The organism is Alteromonas sp. CyTr2, from assembly GCF_947311905.1.
Classification (GTDB): Bacteria; Pseudomonadota; Gammaproteobacteria; order Enterobacterales; family Alteromonadaceae; genus Alteromonas; species Alteromonas macleodii.
In genome coordinates this window covers 59280-74682 of sequence record NZ_CAMZMZ010000022.1, presented here as the reverse complement: position 1 = coordinate 74682, position 15403 = coordinate 59280, and the positions used below count along the sequence as shown (strand labels likewise).

The 15403-nt window shown below is 44.2% G+C and carries 15 protein-coding genes; 5 read left to right on the top strand and 10 right to left on the bottom strand.

Annotated features, from left to right (window positions below; genetic code table 11):
• Positions 1-120 precede the first annotated feature (120 nt).
• Positions 121-528 (bottom strand): hypothetical protein, encoded by a 408-nt coding sequence (locus QME20_RS12765; RefSeq protein ID WP_039216512.1) that lies wholly within the window; start codon positions 526-528, stop codon positions 121-123.
• Between the two features lie 364 nt (positions 529-892).
• Between QME20_RS12765 and QME20_RS12760 the strand changes: the two genes are divergently transcribed.
• The 3 genes from QME20_RS12760 (at position 893) to QME20_RS12750 (ending at position 1956) form a co-directional block, all read left to right on the top strand.
• Positions 893-1117, top strand: a complete 225-nt coding sequence (locus QME20_RS12760) for a hypothetical protein (protein ID WP_230962113.1) — start codon at positions 893-895, stop codon at positions 1115-1117.
• Between the two features lie 85 nt (positions 1118-1202).
• Complete coding sequence (locus tag QME20_RS12755) at positions 1203-1583, top strand: VOC family protein (RefSeq protein ID WP_039234794.1); 381 nt, start codon at positions 1203-1205, stop codon at positions 1581-1583.
• Positions 1584-1620: 37 nt separating this feature from the next.
• Complete coding sequence (locus QME20_RS12750; RefSeq protein ID WP_049587648.1) at positions 1621-1956, top strand: hypothetical protein; 336 nt, start codon at positions 1621-1623, stop codon at positions 1954-1956.
• A 16-nt stretch (positions 1957-1972) separates the two neighbouring features.
• Here the strand turns inward: QME20_RS12750 and QME20_RS12745 are convergent, their stop codons facing one another.
• The 3 genes from QME20_RS12745 to QME20_RS12735 form a co-directional block, all read right to left on the bottom strand.
• Positions 1973-2572: a DNA-3-methyladenine glycosylase gene (locus QME20_RS12745; RefSeq protein WP_075177556.1), complete on the bottom strand. Its 600-nt coding sequence runs from the start codon at positions 2570-2572 to the stop codon at positions 1973-1975.
• Positions 2573-2600: 28 nt separating this feature from the next.
• Complete coding sequence (locus QME20_RS12740) at positions 2601-2819, bottom strand: DUF2945 domain-containing protein (protein ID WP_049587649.1); 219 nt, start codon at positions 2817-2819, stop codon at positions 2601-2603.
• Positions 2820-3204: 385 nt separating this feature from the next.
• Positions 3205-4089 (bottom strand): DMT family transporter, encoded by an 885-nt coding sequence (locus QME20_RS12735; RefSeq protein ID WP_281716027.1) that lies wholly within the window; start codon positions 4087-4089, stop codon positions 3205-3207.
• Between the two features lie 246 nt (positions 4090-4335).
• On the opposite strand from QME20_RS12735, the gene QME20_RS12730 reads away from it, so the two are divergent.
• Positions 4336-4785: an effector binding domain-containing protein gene (locus QME20_RS12730; protein ID WP_061095270.1), complete on the top strand. Its 450-nt coding sequence runs from the start codon at positions 4336-4338 to the stop codon at positions 4783-4785.
• 73 nt (positions 4786-4858) lie between these two features.
• Here the strand turns inward: QME20_RS12730 and QME20_RS12725 are convergent, their stop codons facing one another.
• From QME20_RS12725 to QME20_RS12710, 4 genes are all read right to left on the bottom strand, one after another.
• A complete protein-coding gene (locus QME20_RS12725; RefSeq protein ID WP_281716026.1) occupies positions 4859-7699 on the bottom strand; it encodes a TonB-dependent receptor in 2841 nt (946 codons plus the stop codon).
• Positions 7700-8426: 727 nt separating this feature from the next.
• Entirely contained in the window at positions 8427-9467 is a 1041-nt protein-coding gene (locus QME20_RS12720) for a methionine synthase (protein WP_039216499.1), read from the bottom strand.
• Between the two features lie 125 nt (positions 9468-9592).
• Entirely contained in the window at positions 9593-10567 is a 975-nt protein-coding gene (locus QME20_RS12715) for a DUF1852 domain-containing protein (RefSeq protein WP_281716028.1), read from the bottom strand.
• A gap of 299 nt (positions 10568-10866) precedes the next feature.
• Positions 10867-11130 (bottom strand): Rho termination factor N-terminal domain-containing protein, encoded by a 264-nt coding sequence (locus QME20_RS12710; protein ID WP_014949788.1) that lies wholly within the window; start codon positions 11128-11130, stop codon positions 10867-10869.
• A gap of 370 nt (positions 11131-11500) precedes the next feature.
• On the opposite strand from QME20_RS12710, the gene QME20_RS12705 reads away from it, so the two are divergent.
• A complete protein-coding gene (locus QME20_RS12705) occupies positions 11501-12682 on the top strand; it encodes a histidinol-phosphate transaminase (RefSeq protein ID WP_281716025.1) in 1182 nt (393 codons plus the stop codon).
• 74 nt (positions 12683-12756) lie between these two features.
• On the opposite strand, the gene QME20_RS12700 is transcribed toward QME20_RS12705, so the two are convergent.
• A complete protein-coding gene (locus QME20_RS12700) occupies positions 12757-13932 on the bottom strand; it encodes a saccharopine dehydrogenase NADP-binding domain-containing protein (protein WP_014949786.1) in 1176 nt (391 codons plus the stop codon).
• Positions 13933-14069: 137 nt separating this feature from the next.
• Positions 14070-15299 (bottom strand): aminotransferase class I/II-fold pyridoxal phosphate-dependent enzyme, encoded by a 1230-nt coding sequence (locus tag QME20_RS12695; RefSeq protein WP_281716024.1) that lies wholly within the window; start codon positions 15297-15299, stop codon positions 14070-14072.
• Positions 15300-15403 lie beyond the last annotated feature (104 nt).

Here is a 15403-nt window from a genome sequence, read left to right as displayed (position 1 = left end):
TGATCACCAAACGTCATGAATGTTCCTATCTTTTTTATCTTATTGATATCGCAATATTATTTGTGGGGATACCTCAGACTCTGACCCCAAAATTTTGGGGCAGAGTACACTTCTGTTTGGTTATTTTACTGGCGTAAAAAGGCACAGGCCGCGTTTGTTAATATCAATTGGGGTTTTGCTGATTAGATAAATGCGGGTGGGGGCAGTTACACGCAAAATTCCGCCTTCGGCATTTAAAAACTGTGAAGGCAAAAGTACAGACGTGTCTTCACTTTCTGAATTGTCGGTCTCGGCTTTCACTGCAAAGTGTGACAAACCGCAGTGATCCAGCCAACCTAATATATTATCTGGCGTTGCCACAAAATTATCGTGCTTCAATACGCTGCTATGTAGCGTAATATTCGCACCGAAGACGGGCTTATTCTCTATCGCCATTTGCGTGTTAGGCTTTAAATGCAGACGGTATAGTCCGTGTGCTTCAGGCACAATGTCATCATTCGCATCTGTATTATTCACTAACGTAAGCATACAAAGTTTCACAGGTTAGTTTGGATGGTTTTATTTTGGTGGACTTACGGCTAGCCTGCGTTGATGTGGATCAACTGCCCTCGGGTTTACGCACTTTGTATAAAAAATTAGGTTTCTTGTGCAACAAGCATCTCACCAAGACGCTGAATAGCTTCGGTGCGCGCAGCCTGCGTACTATCAATGAAATTAAAACGCAGGCAATGTCGATACTTACCTGTTATGGTTAGCACTTAAAATTGCCACTGGCCCCGTAGATGAGCCAGTAGACCTGGTAGAAAACAAAATTAAATCGACCAAACGTCAAGGGCCGCTCAAGTGGTGGGAAGGGGCATTATTCCAGTTAATTAACCCTAAAGCATGGATGATGGCGTTAGCCAGCGTAGGCACGTTTTCACTGCCTGGCGAGCACTACACCCAATCTGGTATTGCGATTGTTACCGCTTTTGCCATGATTGGTTTTCCAAGCATCTCGCTTTGGGCAGCGGTAGGCGCAAAAATACGCGTGTGGTTGAGTTCGCCAACTCGAAGACGGCAGTTTAACCTTTCAATGGGCGCGGCCACAGCAGCCACGATATTTTTGATAGTGTAACGGTTATATTAACTGGACGCTGGCCTTTTGGGTGTAAACCGATTGGCTGGTGTCTTTCAAAATTTTACAAAAGGAGCAGGTCTTCATGGAATTGAACCAAGTTACGTTACCCGTTACCAATATGGTCGAAGCGGTGGAGTTTTACCTTACACTTGGGTTCACTCAAATTGTAGATACACCGCATTATGCCAGATTCACGTGTCCTGAAGGCTCGTCCACTTTTTCGCTCTCTTTAGAAAGCGAAAGTGCTCAAAATCACAGTGTGATCTATTTTGAACACGAGGCGCTAGACGAGTTGTATACCTCTCTTGTGGAAAAAGGTATTCGTTTTGAGCAGCCGCCAACGCAGCAGCGCTACCTTTGGAAAGAGGCCATTTTAAGAGATCCATCTGGCAACAAAATAAAGCTGTACTGGGCAGGAGAGAATAGAGTGAACCCGCCTTGGAAAGTGGAAATAAAGCAGTAGCCATTTAGATAAGCTTCAAGAAAAACCGAGATAACCAGTGACAGACTCCCAAACTAGCGTGCACTTTCGCTTAACAAAGTTAGATGCCATGCAGGCGTATACGCTAAAGCGAGAAATTGAAGGCGCTTACTTCAGTAAACGAGAAGAACTTGTAGATGAAAAAGGCTCAGGTGCGTTCATTGGCATGGTGCCTTTAAAAGAAAGCCTGTTTGACGAGCTCAATGATTACGTTATTCGCCAGCAAATTCAATATGATGACTGCGATATTTATGTTGAATCAAAAATTGCTAACGGTGATATTGCCGTGCCAAGGGTGGTAAACAAATTGCTCAAATACATCGACTGCAAGCTGACTTTCGCTTTTGCGAAGTAGTTTCAATTGAGGTGCGCTACTTAAGCGTGAACCGCCAAGGCAAGGTTGTGTCATCCCGTGCACCTAGCTTACCGGTTTGATCGTCTTTTGCGTAGTCTATGCCGATGCGAGGCGAACTAGTGATATGTTTACTAGCAATGGCATGGTTACTTTCCTCAATCCAAATCAAAGTGTTATTCACTACAGGCTCACCATTAAGCGCAGGTGTTATCGCAAGAGCTTGTGTCAGCTTAGCTGGACCGTCACATAGATTACGCAATGATGTGTTCACGCCGCGACGTTCACGCATTTTGTCTACACCTTCTGTAGGCTTAATTTTTCGGATCAGAACTGAATCAGTGTGGTCAGCGTCATTGGTAACAATATTCAACATACTGTGAGAACCATAAATGGTGTAGATGTAAGCAACGCCGCCTTGCTTTTTAAGTGTTGATATCGAAGAAGGGCGCCGCAACAGGTGTTTTTCCATAGCAAGATCCTGATGACCACGGTAGGCTTCCGTTTCTGTTATCGTTCCCCCGGTTAGTACGCCGTCGACATTACTAAACAGGACGTTACCAATGAGCGTCTTTGCTATATTGACGACATCGCTATCAGTGAAAAAAGAACGCTGCATTTTTCGTTTAGGTTTACTAATCAACAAATTAAGACGACTTCGTAATTTCGCTGTGAGATTTTAGCACTTTGCTACCGTCGTCCTGTTCAATGAGATATGCTGGGTCGCTGTCGCTAGCCTCACGTTTTACTGACGAACCCTTAATCGTGCGTTCTACATCATTGGTAAATTTTTTTCTGATATTTCCCGTTGCACTACCGTTTCCCCATTCCCATTCTACTTCTGTGTTTACCGCATAATGTTTCATAATTATTCCCTAAGCCACTAAATCAACTATTAACTTAAGTTGTTTAACGAAAAGAATAAGACCTGAGTTCAAAAAGGGGGAAAATAAGGATGGTAAAAAAGTAAAGAAAGTTTGAAACTCTAGGGCCTGTTGACCTTTGTTGTACATTTTTGCAGCGGTCTGTGTGCCATCTAGACAAGGCGGATGTTTGACGGTTTAGTGGTTCTAAATCGAAAACATTCAACGCAGTATAGATGGCACAAAGGCGCTGCCCGAAGGGGTCGTTATGGAAGCCTTTTACTCTTTGTCACAGTCCTTTAACTTAGCTCGCTAGGCTTGCAGGACTGTTTCGCGATTAAAAGGCTTCCATTTAGACCAAAATTCGTACACCAAAGGTCAACAGGCCCTAGGAAAGGGTTTCAATTTGTTTTTGTTTGGGTAGTTGTTTTTGCGTGGCTGAACTCCCAGCGGTAGCAATAACGACTAAAGCCACTGCAAACCATTGTGAAAGCGTGAGGGTTTCATCAATAATGATGAACGCCGCTATGGCTGCAACGGCAGGCTCAACACTCATCATAATGCTGAAGGTTTGCTTAGGCATATTGCGCATCGCACTCATTTCTAACGTATACGGGATAGCCGACGAGAATACGCCTACAGCGAACCCGATGAAAATAGCTTGTGGCGAGAGTAAGGCCATACCTTGACTTGCAACGCCAATAGGCACTACACAGATAGCGGCCACTAGCATGCCTAATGTTACCGTAACACCGCCAGAACCTTCGTTGCCTGTTTTGTTTCCAAATACGATATAACCGGCCCAAAACGCGCCGGCTGTAAGGGCAAGAAAAACGCCGACGGGATCTAAGCTCTCGGCCGACCCGCCGCCAATATCGGGAAGCAGCAAACAAACGCCTGCAACGGCTAAAATAGCCCAAGCAAAGTCTCGCTTTTTTCTGGCACTAAAGAACGCCACAGCCAATGGCCCGGTGAACTCAAGCGCAACACCAATGCCTAGAGGAATACGCTCAATTGCAAGATAGAAGATGATATTCATTGCGCCCAAGCAAGCGCCGTAGAAAATTACGTTACGCCATCCTTTCGCGCTTAAGCGCGCTCTCCAAGGCCTAAAAATTATTGTTAACACCAACGCGGCGAAAAACGCACGAAGAGCACTGGTGCCTTCAGGACCGACGATAGGAAAGAGTTGTTTCGCAAACGATGCACCAGACTGTATGGTTACCATCGCCAGAAGCACTGCGACTATGGCAAGTAAAAAACGTTGATTCACAATATATTGCAACCTAGATGAGACAAAACCGGATTATATTTGTTCTTAAACTGAAATGCTCGTTGATAAGGGAAAGTATTGAAATTAAAAGGTGATAACAGCTAGTTTCATTATTTTAAACCAATGAGCCTTTTACTTTACAGTTAGAATACACATAAAAAGTAAGTGAAATAACCACGATCTGAATGGTGGGCAAAGCACAAGCGTGTATCATGACTATCTCGCGCAAATAAATGGAATCAAGACATGGAAATGCGACAACTCTCTTCACCGATAGATATTAAAGGCTTTTCGGTGATTACCAATAATCACACTGAATTTTCACCGCAGGGAAAGATACCCGCACTTTGGCAAAGGTTTGATAATTCTATAGCTGTTGACTATAAAGGCGGCGAGCGAGTGTATGGCGTGTATTTCAACTACGAATCCGATCATTCCGGTGACTTTTCCGTGTTGGCTGGGTTTGACGGTGACTCAGTGCCCGAACACTTAAAGATTGAGCACATCACTATTCCCGCAGGAAAGTATCTCGTTTTTTCGCGACAAGGTGAAATGCCGCAAATTGCCATTGATGCATGGAGCGATATTTGGCGCTATTTCACAGAAGGAGGTGCCGAGTATGAAAGGACGTTTTCAATAGACTTCGAGCACTATGTGAATGGCAACCATATAGACGTTTATATAGCGATAAAATGACGTCATGTTAACTTTATAATAAAAAAACGGCGCTAATAAGCGCCGTTTTTATCATTGCTCAATATGACGTAAATTACATTTTGTACGCTACGGTAACGTATCCGAAGCGGCCAATGTTGTCGTACGCGCCGTCTATTGAACCCGTGCCTGTCGTGCCTGTCGGTAGCGCACGATTAAACAGGTTATCAATACCCACGGTTAGGCTAACACCGTTAGCAAAGTTGTAACCCGCGGTCACGTCAGTCACAGCGTATGAAGGCAGTTCCATACGGTTGCTCGGATTTGGGTTACGCGCTAACTCTTGGTTGTCGTAAAGGCTTGAACGTTCTAGGTAGCGAGTTTTCCAGCTTGCTTCCCAATCACCACGGCTATAGTTGATGGTGAATACACCCTGCCAATCAGATTCACCTGCCGTACCTGCGTACTGATAGAATACTTCAGGATTATCTTGGAATGGGAATTCTTTGCGATCTTTAAGGTAAGTCGCAATCAAGCTTGTACGGAAGGCACCTTCTAACGCGTCAAAATCATAGCCCAATTCAAAGTCGACACCTTTAGCTTCTTGACCTGCAATATTTAATGCGTAGCTTCTAATCTGAGTAATTTCACCGGTAGTTCCATCGCGGTCAACAAGGCCACAGTATACATTGTTAATACCCGATTCAGAGTCAACACAGCGGTCCAAAATTGTTTGACCGTCAATAGACGAAATCGCGTCTGTCAGCTCGATTTCCCAGTAGTCAACAGTAGCAGTAAAGCCATCAAACCAGCTAGGAGTATAGACAACACCTAGGGTTTTAGAGATTGAGCTCTCCGCTTGCAAGTCGATGTTTCCACCGTTTACGCCCTCTAGCGTCGCTGAGTCGTAATCAGAGTTGAAATCTGCAGGGATACCTAACGCAGCACAGTTTGCAATGCGTTGGTCGGCATTGGCTAAATCAGCAAGGTTGTCTGTACGACAAGGATCGTCTACGCGGAAGAACGTTTGGCTTGCTTCACCGTAAAGTTCCCCGATGTTTGGCGCGCGTAGTGCAGATGATTTTGTCGCACGTAGACGTAAATCTTCATACACTTTCCAATCTAGACCAAGCTTCCAGCTTTTTGCGTTGCCAATCGAAGAGTAGTTGGCAATACGCGCTGCAGTATCAAATGTCAGCATTTCTACGCCAGGGAGATCGGCAAGTAGTGGAATAGTAACTTCAGTAAATACTTCTGATACATCGTAATCGCCTTTATCTTCACCTAGAGTGTTGAAAAAGGTACCCGCTGCATTATCAGGTTCTTCAATTTCGCTTTTTTCTTTGCGATATTCAATACCGGCTGCAAAGCCAACGTATCCTGCAGGTAATTCATAAATGCCTGAGTTTGCGATGGTTGCGCCAGCGTTGTATTGTTCAATTTTGCTTGTGCCAACTGATGTAGTATTGACGTAGTCAATTGCTTCTTGTGAAGGCTGACCAAAGCCCATAATGTTCAGCGGTACACAGCCGTCATCACTACCTGACGCACAAACAATGTTTCCATCGCCGTCAGTTACTGCGTTAAGTGCATTTTCGAAGTTTTGCAAAACAAGGTTGTTGCGGTTCTCACGCTCTAATTCAGTTTTGCCGTAGTTTACAAATGCCTCGTAGCTCCACTCGTCACCCATGTAGCCTTCGATACCTAGCACGTAGCGATAAGTTTCACGCTCGTCTGCTTCGGTGCGGCGCCCTAGGTCAGTCATCATGCGGTTAAGCTGAATGCTGTCTAGTTCGTTTTCATCCATGTATGCGGCAACGCTATCATCTAGAAAGGCATTGTTACGATAAATGGTTGTCTCTGAACCGCCATAGAAGAAAGCGGGCTGACCCATTGTAATTGCACGAGTACGCGCGTACTTAGCCTGTGCATACACTGTGGTGTCGTCGTTTAGCTCGTAATTACCTTTTACATTTAGGTTAGTACGATCAAACTCAGGCTGAAGCTGCGTAAACTGGCGCAGGTTAAACGAATCACAGTTTGCGCAGAACGCACCGTCTACTTGGTCACCGGTGTAGATTTCGCGAATTGAACCGTCAGCGTTGAAAGTATGAGAGTTGCCGCCAAAGACGCCAGAGTTGTTTAGTGTGTAGTAGCCCGCATTAGCAGTGTAAAAGTTGTCAGGAAATGCCGTTGAATTTAACTGGTCTTCACTGCGCTCGTATCCCATGATGCTTTCAAAGCTCATATTACGATACGACGTTGCAGTCCAAGGGTTGTCAAGGGCCTCTAAAGCTTCTTGTGAGCTGTATTCGGCTGCAAAAGCAATGTTGCCGCGATCATTGTCGAAGTTAAAGCCGTATGATGCTTGGTATTTATCGTTCTTATAACCGTTTTCCTGTGCAAAGCCTTGCGTCGCACTCACGTCGAAACCTTCAATGTTCTTTTTAAGAATGAAGTTAACAACACCAGTTACTGCATCTGCACCATAAACCGCAGAAGCACCGCCAGTAACGATTTCTACGCGCTCAATCCATGAAGTAGGGATGGTGTTGGTATCAACCGCTGCAGAACCTGCTGAAGAAGATACGTGACGTTTACCGTCTACCAATACTAACGTGCGGTCAGTACCCATACCTCGTAGGTCAAGAATATTTAGACCAGCAGTTCCAATAAATTGACCTGAATTACCCAATGAGAATGTGTTTGCAAGTGAAGGAAGCTCATTAAGCACCTCACCAATGTTCATCGCACCTGAATTAAGAAGTGACTCACCAGAAATGGCTGTTACTGGTGATGGAGCGATAGCGCCCTGACGAGAGATACGAGAACCGGTGACCTGAATTTTTTCAACGTCAGCGCTTTCATTTGTTGAGTCCTGTGCAAGAACGTTGCCTGAGGTCAACGCGACACTTCCTGCTAATGCTAACTGAACTGCAGTTGCAATATTTTTCATGGATTGTTCCTAGTGAATTAGATTTACGTGCTTGTTGTTGGTTAACGCCCCGTAAATAGGCAAGGGCTAGCCAAATTGCATGCGTAGTTTTTACTTATGTTGCAATGGCGCGCATTCTAATTATCTAGTATTAAATAAATCAATTTTTTGCGGTGAATTAAATTCTAGCTATGAAAGAGTTAACTTAATTTTAAAGAAATTATAAATAGTAGGTTTAATTAATGTTTTTAAGTTTTGTATTAATAATGCCCAATAATTGTTTTTATATTGACCATGTGGTCGAAAAGTGTCTTTTTAGGGCGCTTATTAAGCAGTTTTCGTCTTGTGTTTCATTTGCTTGATTAATTTTGAGTTAGAAGGTTTTTGCTCGTATATTGCACTAACTGAGTAAATTTAAACCGTGTATATTAAGGTTTCTTTTTTTAACGTGAATAATAGTTGTTTTGTCGCTGTTTTAAATCAGGTAATTGCTAATGTTGCTCATAAGTTAAATGTTTGTTACTTCTCCATGTGTTATATTTTCTCTCTTATTTCTTAATGATGTTTTTAATTATCCTTGATTCTGTGGAAACTATAAATAATGTAAGGGAGTTAACCTTAAATAAGGTCGAATAGATGAGAATAACGCTGATACGGTTTTGAACCGCTAGAAATAAAAAAGCCCACGTTGATGTGGGCTTTAGTGCGCTTTCAAAATGCTCTTGCTTAACAAAAGTTTTGAGGCGTATTAAGCACTGAGCTTCTGAGCTAATTCCTGCCTTACTATTTCAGCGCCAGCGCTGAGCGCCTCAAGCTTGCCTCGAGCAACCTGTCGTGAAAGGGGCGCCATACCACAGTTTGTACAAGGGTAGAGTTTGTCGGCATCCACGTACTTTAATGCTTCACGTAATGTAGCTGCTACTTCTTCTGGTGTCTCTATTGTGTCAGTTGCAACATCAATAGCGCCCACCATCACTTTTTTGCCTTTAAGAAGCGAGATCAGTTCAATGGGTACATGAGAGTTATGGCACTCCAGAGAAACCATATCAATATTAGATTTTGCTAACTTAGGAAAGCTCTCCTCATATTGTCGCCACTCAGAGCCTAATGTCTTCTTCCAATCGGTATTAGCTTTGATGCCATATCCGTAGCAAATGTGCACTGCAGTTTCGCATTTAAGCCCTTCAATGGCTCTTTCTAATGCGGCAATACCCCATTCATTGACTTCATCGAAAAATACGTTAAACGAAGGTTCATCAAACTGGATAATGTCAACACCAGCAGCCTCAAGCTCCTTTGCCTCTTGGTTTAGTATTTTGGCAAACTCCCACGCAAGTTTTTCGCGACTTTTATAATGGTCGTCGTACAGCGTATCAACCATCGTCATAGGACCAGGTAACGCCCATTTGATGGGCTGATCGGTTTGGCTTCTCAAGAACTTTGCGTCTTCAACGAACACTGATTTTGGCCGTGTAACAGCTTGGGTAACGACAGGAACGCTAGCGTCGTAGCGATTGCGAATACGTACGGTTTTACGGTTTTCAAAATCAACACCGTCTAGGTGCTCAATAAAAGTAGTTACAAAATGCTGACGGGTTTGCTCACCGTCACACACAATATCGATGCCTGATAGGGCTTGTTCCTGAAGCGTAACGCGAAGCGCGTCTTTTTTGCCTTCCTCTAATGCTTCATCTTCTAGCTTCCACGGCGACCACAGAGTTTCAGGCTGTGCAAGCCACGATGGTTTTGGAAGACTGCCTGCAATAGAAGTGGGGAGTAGTTTTTTCATGTGATTCGCTTTCTTCTAATCAATAATTTGTATGGATGCGCGAAGGGCAGAACGTGCTGCCCTTATCATAGTTTTGTTGTCGCAACGTGTGCGGTTTGAATATCGCAAGTATTTAAAAGAACGGATCAGGCGTAGCTTGCTGTGAATTGCGCTAACTTGTGTTGATAAGGCTTTATAAAGTTCTCTTCTACGAACTTGCCTTGTTCAACGGCTAGATGAGTCCGCTCTTCACGGTCATAAACAATGCGAGTCACTGAGTGATCGCTATTTTTCAAGTTTGGTTTGTAGCTTAAACCTGCCTGGGCGTTAGCGTTATAAATCTCAGGGCGATAAATTTTCTGGAAGGTCTCCATCGTAGCAATAGTGCTGATAAGTTCTAAATTGGTGTAGTCGTTTAACAAATCACCAAAGAAATAAAATGCAAAAGGAGCAGCACTGTTTGGTGGCATGAAATAGCGCACGTTTAAGCCCATCTTCTTGAAATACTGTTCAGTTAGTGATGATTCATTAGGCTGATATTCAACACCTAAAACGGGGTGCTGATTTTCTGTTCGACGGTAGGTCTTATTGTCGGAAACGCTTAAACAAATGACCGGCAGCTTTGAAAAATGTGCTTTATAGGCTTCTGAATTAACGAAATACTTAAACAACTTTCCGTGCAGATCACCAAAATCGGTAGGGACACTGAACGAAGACTGGCCACGATTGTGATTAGATAGACGAACGCTAAAGTCATAATCGCGAACATAAGACGAGAAGTTGTTTCCCACAATACCTTGAGTGCGTTTACCCGTTTTTTTGTCAATTATATTGGTTTGTAAGATTTCGATAGTTGGGAATGTGTTGCCGTTACCCTCAACGTCGATATCTACCGACACAATTTCAAGTTCGACAGCATAGCGATCGCCACTTTCATTATCCCAGCTAGCCAGTGCATTGAAGCGGTTGTTTATCATTCTTAGTGCATCGCGCAAATTTTCTTTGCGGCGTTGACCACGAGCTAAATTGGCGAAGTTGGTGGTGATGCGTGTGTTGTCTGAAGGGCGATAATCTTCATTAAACTGAACGCTGTTAATAGTAAAAGAGAAATCTGTGTTCACGTTGTTGTTCATGAGAATGCGCTTCTATTCCTAAAGTTAAACCGAGTAGTGAGACTGCTGTAAAAGCTATGAACACGTTATACGTTGATTTAACTATGAATAAAAATGACTTATTTTCATTTTATCATGAAATATTGTCATATGTTGAGCGGGCGAAGAGCTAGTCGCCTACTATTGAGGTGGTAGATCTTTACTTGAAGTTGAGGTTTGCCACGAAATGCACAAATTATGCGTGTCTGATAAAACGTAATCATCACCGCCACAGTGACCAGTTTTTGTATATGGCGGTCTATCCGCCACTAATGATTGCGTAACGCATCAATTAATTCGTCTTTGCTCATGTTAGAGCGACCTTCAATGCCGACTTCCTTGGCCTTTTGATACAGTTCCTCTTTAGTGCGATCCTCGTACTTTTTGCCTTTTCCACCATCTTTAGAAGGCGTTTGTTCGCTATTGGCTTGCGCATTGGCAATGCGCGCCGACTTCTCTTTGCTATAGCCTTCCTCGCGAAGGGCTTCGTAAGTGTCGTCGTTTTTAATTTGGTTGCCGTGGTCCTTAGCCATATTTAACTCCTGTTTTGCATACTGAGTAATCGATTAATGTTTAGTCGTAATTCTTACTCTGTATTTATATAGATGGATTACACAGTCGTTTAAAAGGCAGGCTTCAAGTGCAAAGAACCAATAGTGAGAGAGTGCTACGCCTTTAACATCTGAAAAAATGTCATTCATCGCAAACGCCAAAAACGACAAAATAACGCTGCACCGCAATGTAACGGCTTAACGCGTTAAAACTTCTTATGTTGTCAATTTTAGTGCGCCACATGCACGTAAAAAGTGCATTCATGTCAATGGTTTAGACTTTTTATGCTATTGCGCGTTCAAAATTAAGCCTTTAGTCTAAAGTGAACGTAGACGGAAGGCAGAGCGAAATATGAATAAAAATGAACAACAGAGTACCGTGAATTCTTCACGCCGTAATTGGTTAAAGTCTGCGGGATTAGGTGCAGGAGCAGTAGCGCTAACGACCAGCGTTGACAGTATTATGGGCGACCTTCGTGCCGCAGGTATGCAAACTGAACACTTCCCGTCTGCTACCCCCAATGTAAACGATGGTCTTATTCGCTTATCGTCAAATGAAAACGCCTTTGGGCCGTCAAAAAAAGCCGCAAAGGCAATGCAAAGCGAGCTTTTAAACCTAGCGCGTTATACCGACGCTACGGTTGAAGTGTTAGCGCAAAAAATTGCTGAGCAAGAAGGTGTATCTGCTGAGCAAATCGTAATTACGAATGGATCTTCACCTATTCTTTTTGGCTATGCGGACTGGATCACCAAAAACGGCAATAAGCTGGTAACGTCTATGGCAACCTACGAAGGCGTACCACGGGGCGCTGAGTTTATGGGGGCAGACGTGATCTACGTGCCGTTAGCCAATGATATGACTTTTGACCTAGATGCAATTGAAGCTGCAGTAACCGAAGATACGACTGCTGTGTACGTATGTAATCCAAATAATCCGACAGGGAGCATGGTAGATGCGGCGAAGCTTACCGCTTTTGCAAAACGCGTATCGAAGAAAGCACAGGTTTTCATCGATGAAGCCTACATTGAAATGTCTGATGCTTACCCCGCTAATGTGCAATCGAAGCTAGTAGCTGAAGGGTACAACGTGGTGATTTGCCGCACCTTCTCTAAAATTCACGCCATGGCGGGACAGCGTCTCGGTTACGCCATCATGCCTGCTGAGCAAGCTAAAACAATGGGCGGTATGCTGCGCATGGGTGGTGTGAATTACTTGGCATTAGTAGCGGGTATGGCAAGTATGGATGATCATGAGAACTTAAACACAATGCGCTCACGCATTAAAACTGAGCGTGAAAAGTTAGTAAAAGTAGCTAAAGAGTTAAAGCAGCCGTTTGCGCCAAATCCACAAGGGAATTTTATTTACATAGATACGGGCATGCCGCACGATAAATTTGCAGAAAAGATGAAAGCTCAAGGTATAAAGGTTGTAGGGCGTACGTGGCCTGGGTACGACTCATGGTCACGCATTAGCGTAGGGACACCTGAAGAAACTGACGCGTGCGTTAAAGCATTAAAAGCGGTACTCGCTTAAAAAACAACAATAACACCTAGCGCAGAGAGAAAAGGCTGAACGCAATTTGTGTTCAGCCTTCGTTTTTTGAATCGCTATTTCTCGATAGCAAACGTTAAGCCTGCTTTTTCTTCTAAACGGCGGATAAGCTTGTTACCAAGTGCTGCCGCAGGTGTGAAGAAACCACCAGATAAACTAACGTCTTTGCACAAGCAAAGGGCAGATTCTGAAATCATTTTACTGGTAGAGCCGTAACCTGGATCCTTGTCGCCTTTTACCGATACGGCTAGCATATCACCATTGGTAGCGGTACCCACAAACATGACATCGTAAAAGCCATTTTCGCGCTCTTCTTTGCTCGGGCCTTCACCTGGTTTAGGGCCATCATCACTTGCAAGCGACTTATCTTTGGCAACGTGATTCGCCATGGCTTCACCTTTCTCACCTGGGCCAGTCATCATCATTTCATCATATTGAAAGTTCTTGCCGTAGCTATATCCGCCCAGGTAGTTCGTGCGATGAACGTTTTTAGTATTGATGGCCGCCATAATAAACGGTGCAACCCATGTGCCTAACTGCTCATCGAAGTAAGGTTTATTGCCATCGGGCTGTGGCTGATTTGACGCGCCATCGGTTAATGAGTGCGGGTTAATAAGTGCCGCCATGACAGACTTATCTTTGTGCGCAGCCGCCATGGTCGCTTTTAAACTTGCAGCCGTACCGCCAGAGAACGTGCCCTGCATTTTACGAACGCGACCTTTTACATATTCAATGACATCGCCAGTTTGCTTTTTTGCATGTTCTTGAAGGTAGTACACACCAAGGTCAAAAGGCACAGAGTCAAAGCCACACGAGAACACAATGTTTGCGCCGGTTTCTTTAGCTTTCGCTTCGTACTTATTGATCATTTGGTGCATCCAGGCTGGCTCACCGCAAAGATCTGTATAGCCGGTGCCGTTATCGACACATGCAGAAAGTAACTTTTCACCGTAAATTTGATACGGACCAACAGTGGTAAGTACAACGGCTGTGCGCTTCGTCAACGCATCTAGCGCGTCGTCATCATCACCATCGGCTACAATGCTAGCAACGCTTTCACTAATGCCTAGCTCCTTTTTTACGCCGTTGAGTTTAGCTTCGTTTCGGCCTGCGACCGCCCACTTAACGTTGTCATCGCTGCCATACTGAGCCTGAAAATATTCAGCTACTAACTTACCCGTAAAACCTGTAGCACCGAAGATAACTACATCAAATTCCCGTTCGTTACTCATTGTTTTGTCCTGTTTTATTTCGTTTCGACACGTGTCATCAATATGCGTTACTCAATATACGCACAAGCACCCATATCTATCATTTTTTTCGGTAATATTTGTCTATTCACGAAATTAAATGGTGAGCATAAAAAGCGTTAGCTTAATGATTCTACAAACTCAGCTAGCCGTGAAAGCCCTTCCTCCAAGCGTTCAATACTAGTGGCGAAAGACAGTCTTACGTAATGGTTTGCATTGTGCTCACCAAAATCATTACCCGGCGTAAGCGCTACATGATGTTGTGAAAGTAGGGCATCACAAAATTCAATTGCACTTAGCCCTGTGTGCTTAATATTGATGTAGGCGTAAAACGCACCGTCAGGCTTTGCATCTAAACCAAGCCCCATATTTTCCAGTGCACTAAAAACAAGGGAAGCACGCTTTGCCAGCGTATGGCGGTTTTGCTCGCATTGCGTCAATGCTTCTGGTGTGAAGCACGCAAGAGCGGCCTTTTGCGAAAGGGTAGAAGGGCAAATAAACAAATTCTGCGCGAGCTTTTCAATGATGGGTGTCATCGCTTCAGGTACCACACACCAGCCAAGACGCCAGCCGGTCATACCAAAATATTTGGAAAAACTGTTTATTACGACCACTGTTTCTTCAAGCTGTGCATTGGCAAGTACGGTTTGAAGTTTGGTATCAGTGCCCAGGGTCGATTGGGAAGCGAATGCATCATCGCGAATATCAAGATCGGCCGAAAGCGATAGATCCAAGTAAATCTCGTCAACAATTAAGAAGCCACCCTTGGATTTGCAGTATTCGCCAATTTTAATCAGTTCTTCTGCATCTATAACCGTACCTGTAGGATTGGCAGGTGTGGCGATAAGTACACCTTTCGTGTTGTGCTTCCAATTATCGGCAACACTTGCAGCGGTTAGCTGAAAGTTATCTTCGCTGCGTGTTGGCACCAGTGTTACCTCTGCGCCAAATGCGTTTAAAAAACGTCGATTACAGGGGTAAGACGGGTCGCCCAATATCACGTTGTCGCCAGGTTCAACCAAGGCAGCACTTACCAAAAGTAAAGCGCCAGAGGCCCCAGCGGTCACTACCACTCTAGAAGGGCTTACCGCTACGCCATGTTTATCTTCATAAAAGCGTGCAATGGCTTCACGTAGTTCAGGCATGCCCAGCGCCGAGGTATAGGGAAAATCTGGGGAGCTTAGGCTTTCTTTCATTGCCGCGAGCACTGTCGCGGGTGCGCCGAAATCAGGCTCGCCTATATTAAGTCTTATAACATCTTTACCTTGCTGTTCTAGTGCCGTGGCTTTTTCGCCATAGGCCATAGCAAGAAACGGAGAAATCGCCGTAGCGCGAGAGGCAAACTTCAAAATAAAATCCTTATTAGTAGTGCCAATTCAAACTGTACCGCAATTAGGGATCACTCTTGGTTATGATTCAAGGGAATTCTTCGAGAAGTACAATTAACTCGCTG

Coding starts and splice junctions, on each gene's coding strand:
- QME20_RS12745 (WP_075177556.1), bottom strand. CDS start 2,572: ATGCAGCGTTCTTTTTTCACTGATAGCGATGTCGTCAATATAGCAAAG.
- QME20_RS12760 (WP_230962113.1), top strand. CDS start 893: ATGGCGTTAGCCAGCGTAGGCACGTTTTCACTGCCTGGCGAGCACTAC.
- QME20_RS12755 (WP_039234794.1), top strand. CDS start 1,203: ATGGAATTGAACCAAGTTACGTTACCCGTTACCAATATGGTCGAAGCG.
- QME20_RS12700 (WP_014949786.1), bottom strand. CDS start 13,932: ATGAGTAACGAACGGGAATTTGATGTAGTTATCTTCGGTGCTACAGGT.
- QME20_RS12710 (WP_014949788.1), bottom strand. CDS start 11,130: ATGGCTAAGGACCACGGCAACCAAATTAAAAACGACGACACTTACGAA.
- QME20_RS12765 (WP_039216512.1), bottom strand. CDS start 528: ATGCTTACGTTAGTGAATAATACAGATGCGAATGATGACATTGTGCCT.
- QME20_RS12730 (WP_061095270.1), top strand. CDS start 4,336: ATGGAAATGCGACAACTCTCTTCACCGATAGATATTAAAGGCTTTTCG.
- QME20_RS12705 (WP_281716025.1), top strand. CDS start 11,501: ATGAATAAAAATGAACAACAGAGTACCGTGAATTCTTCACGCCGTAAT.
- QME20_RS12725 (WP_281716026.1), bottom strand. CDS start 7,699: ATGAAAAATATTGCAACTGCAGTTCAGTTAGCATTAGCAGGAAGTGTC.
- QME20_RS12740 (WP_049587649.1), bottom strand. CDS start 2,819: ATGAAACATTATGCGGTAAACACAGAAGTAGAATGGGAATGGGGAAAC.
- QME20_RS12720 (WP_039216499.1), bottom strand. CDS start 9,467: ATGAAAAAACTACTCCCCACTTCTATTGCAGGCAGTCTTCCAAAACCA.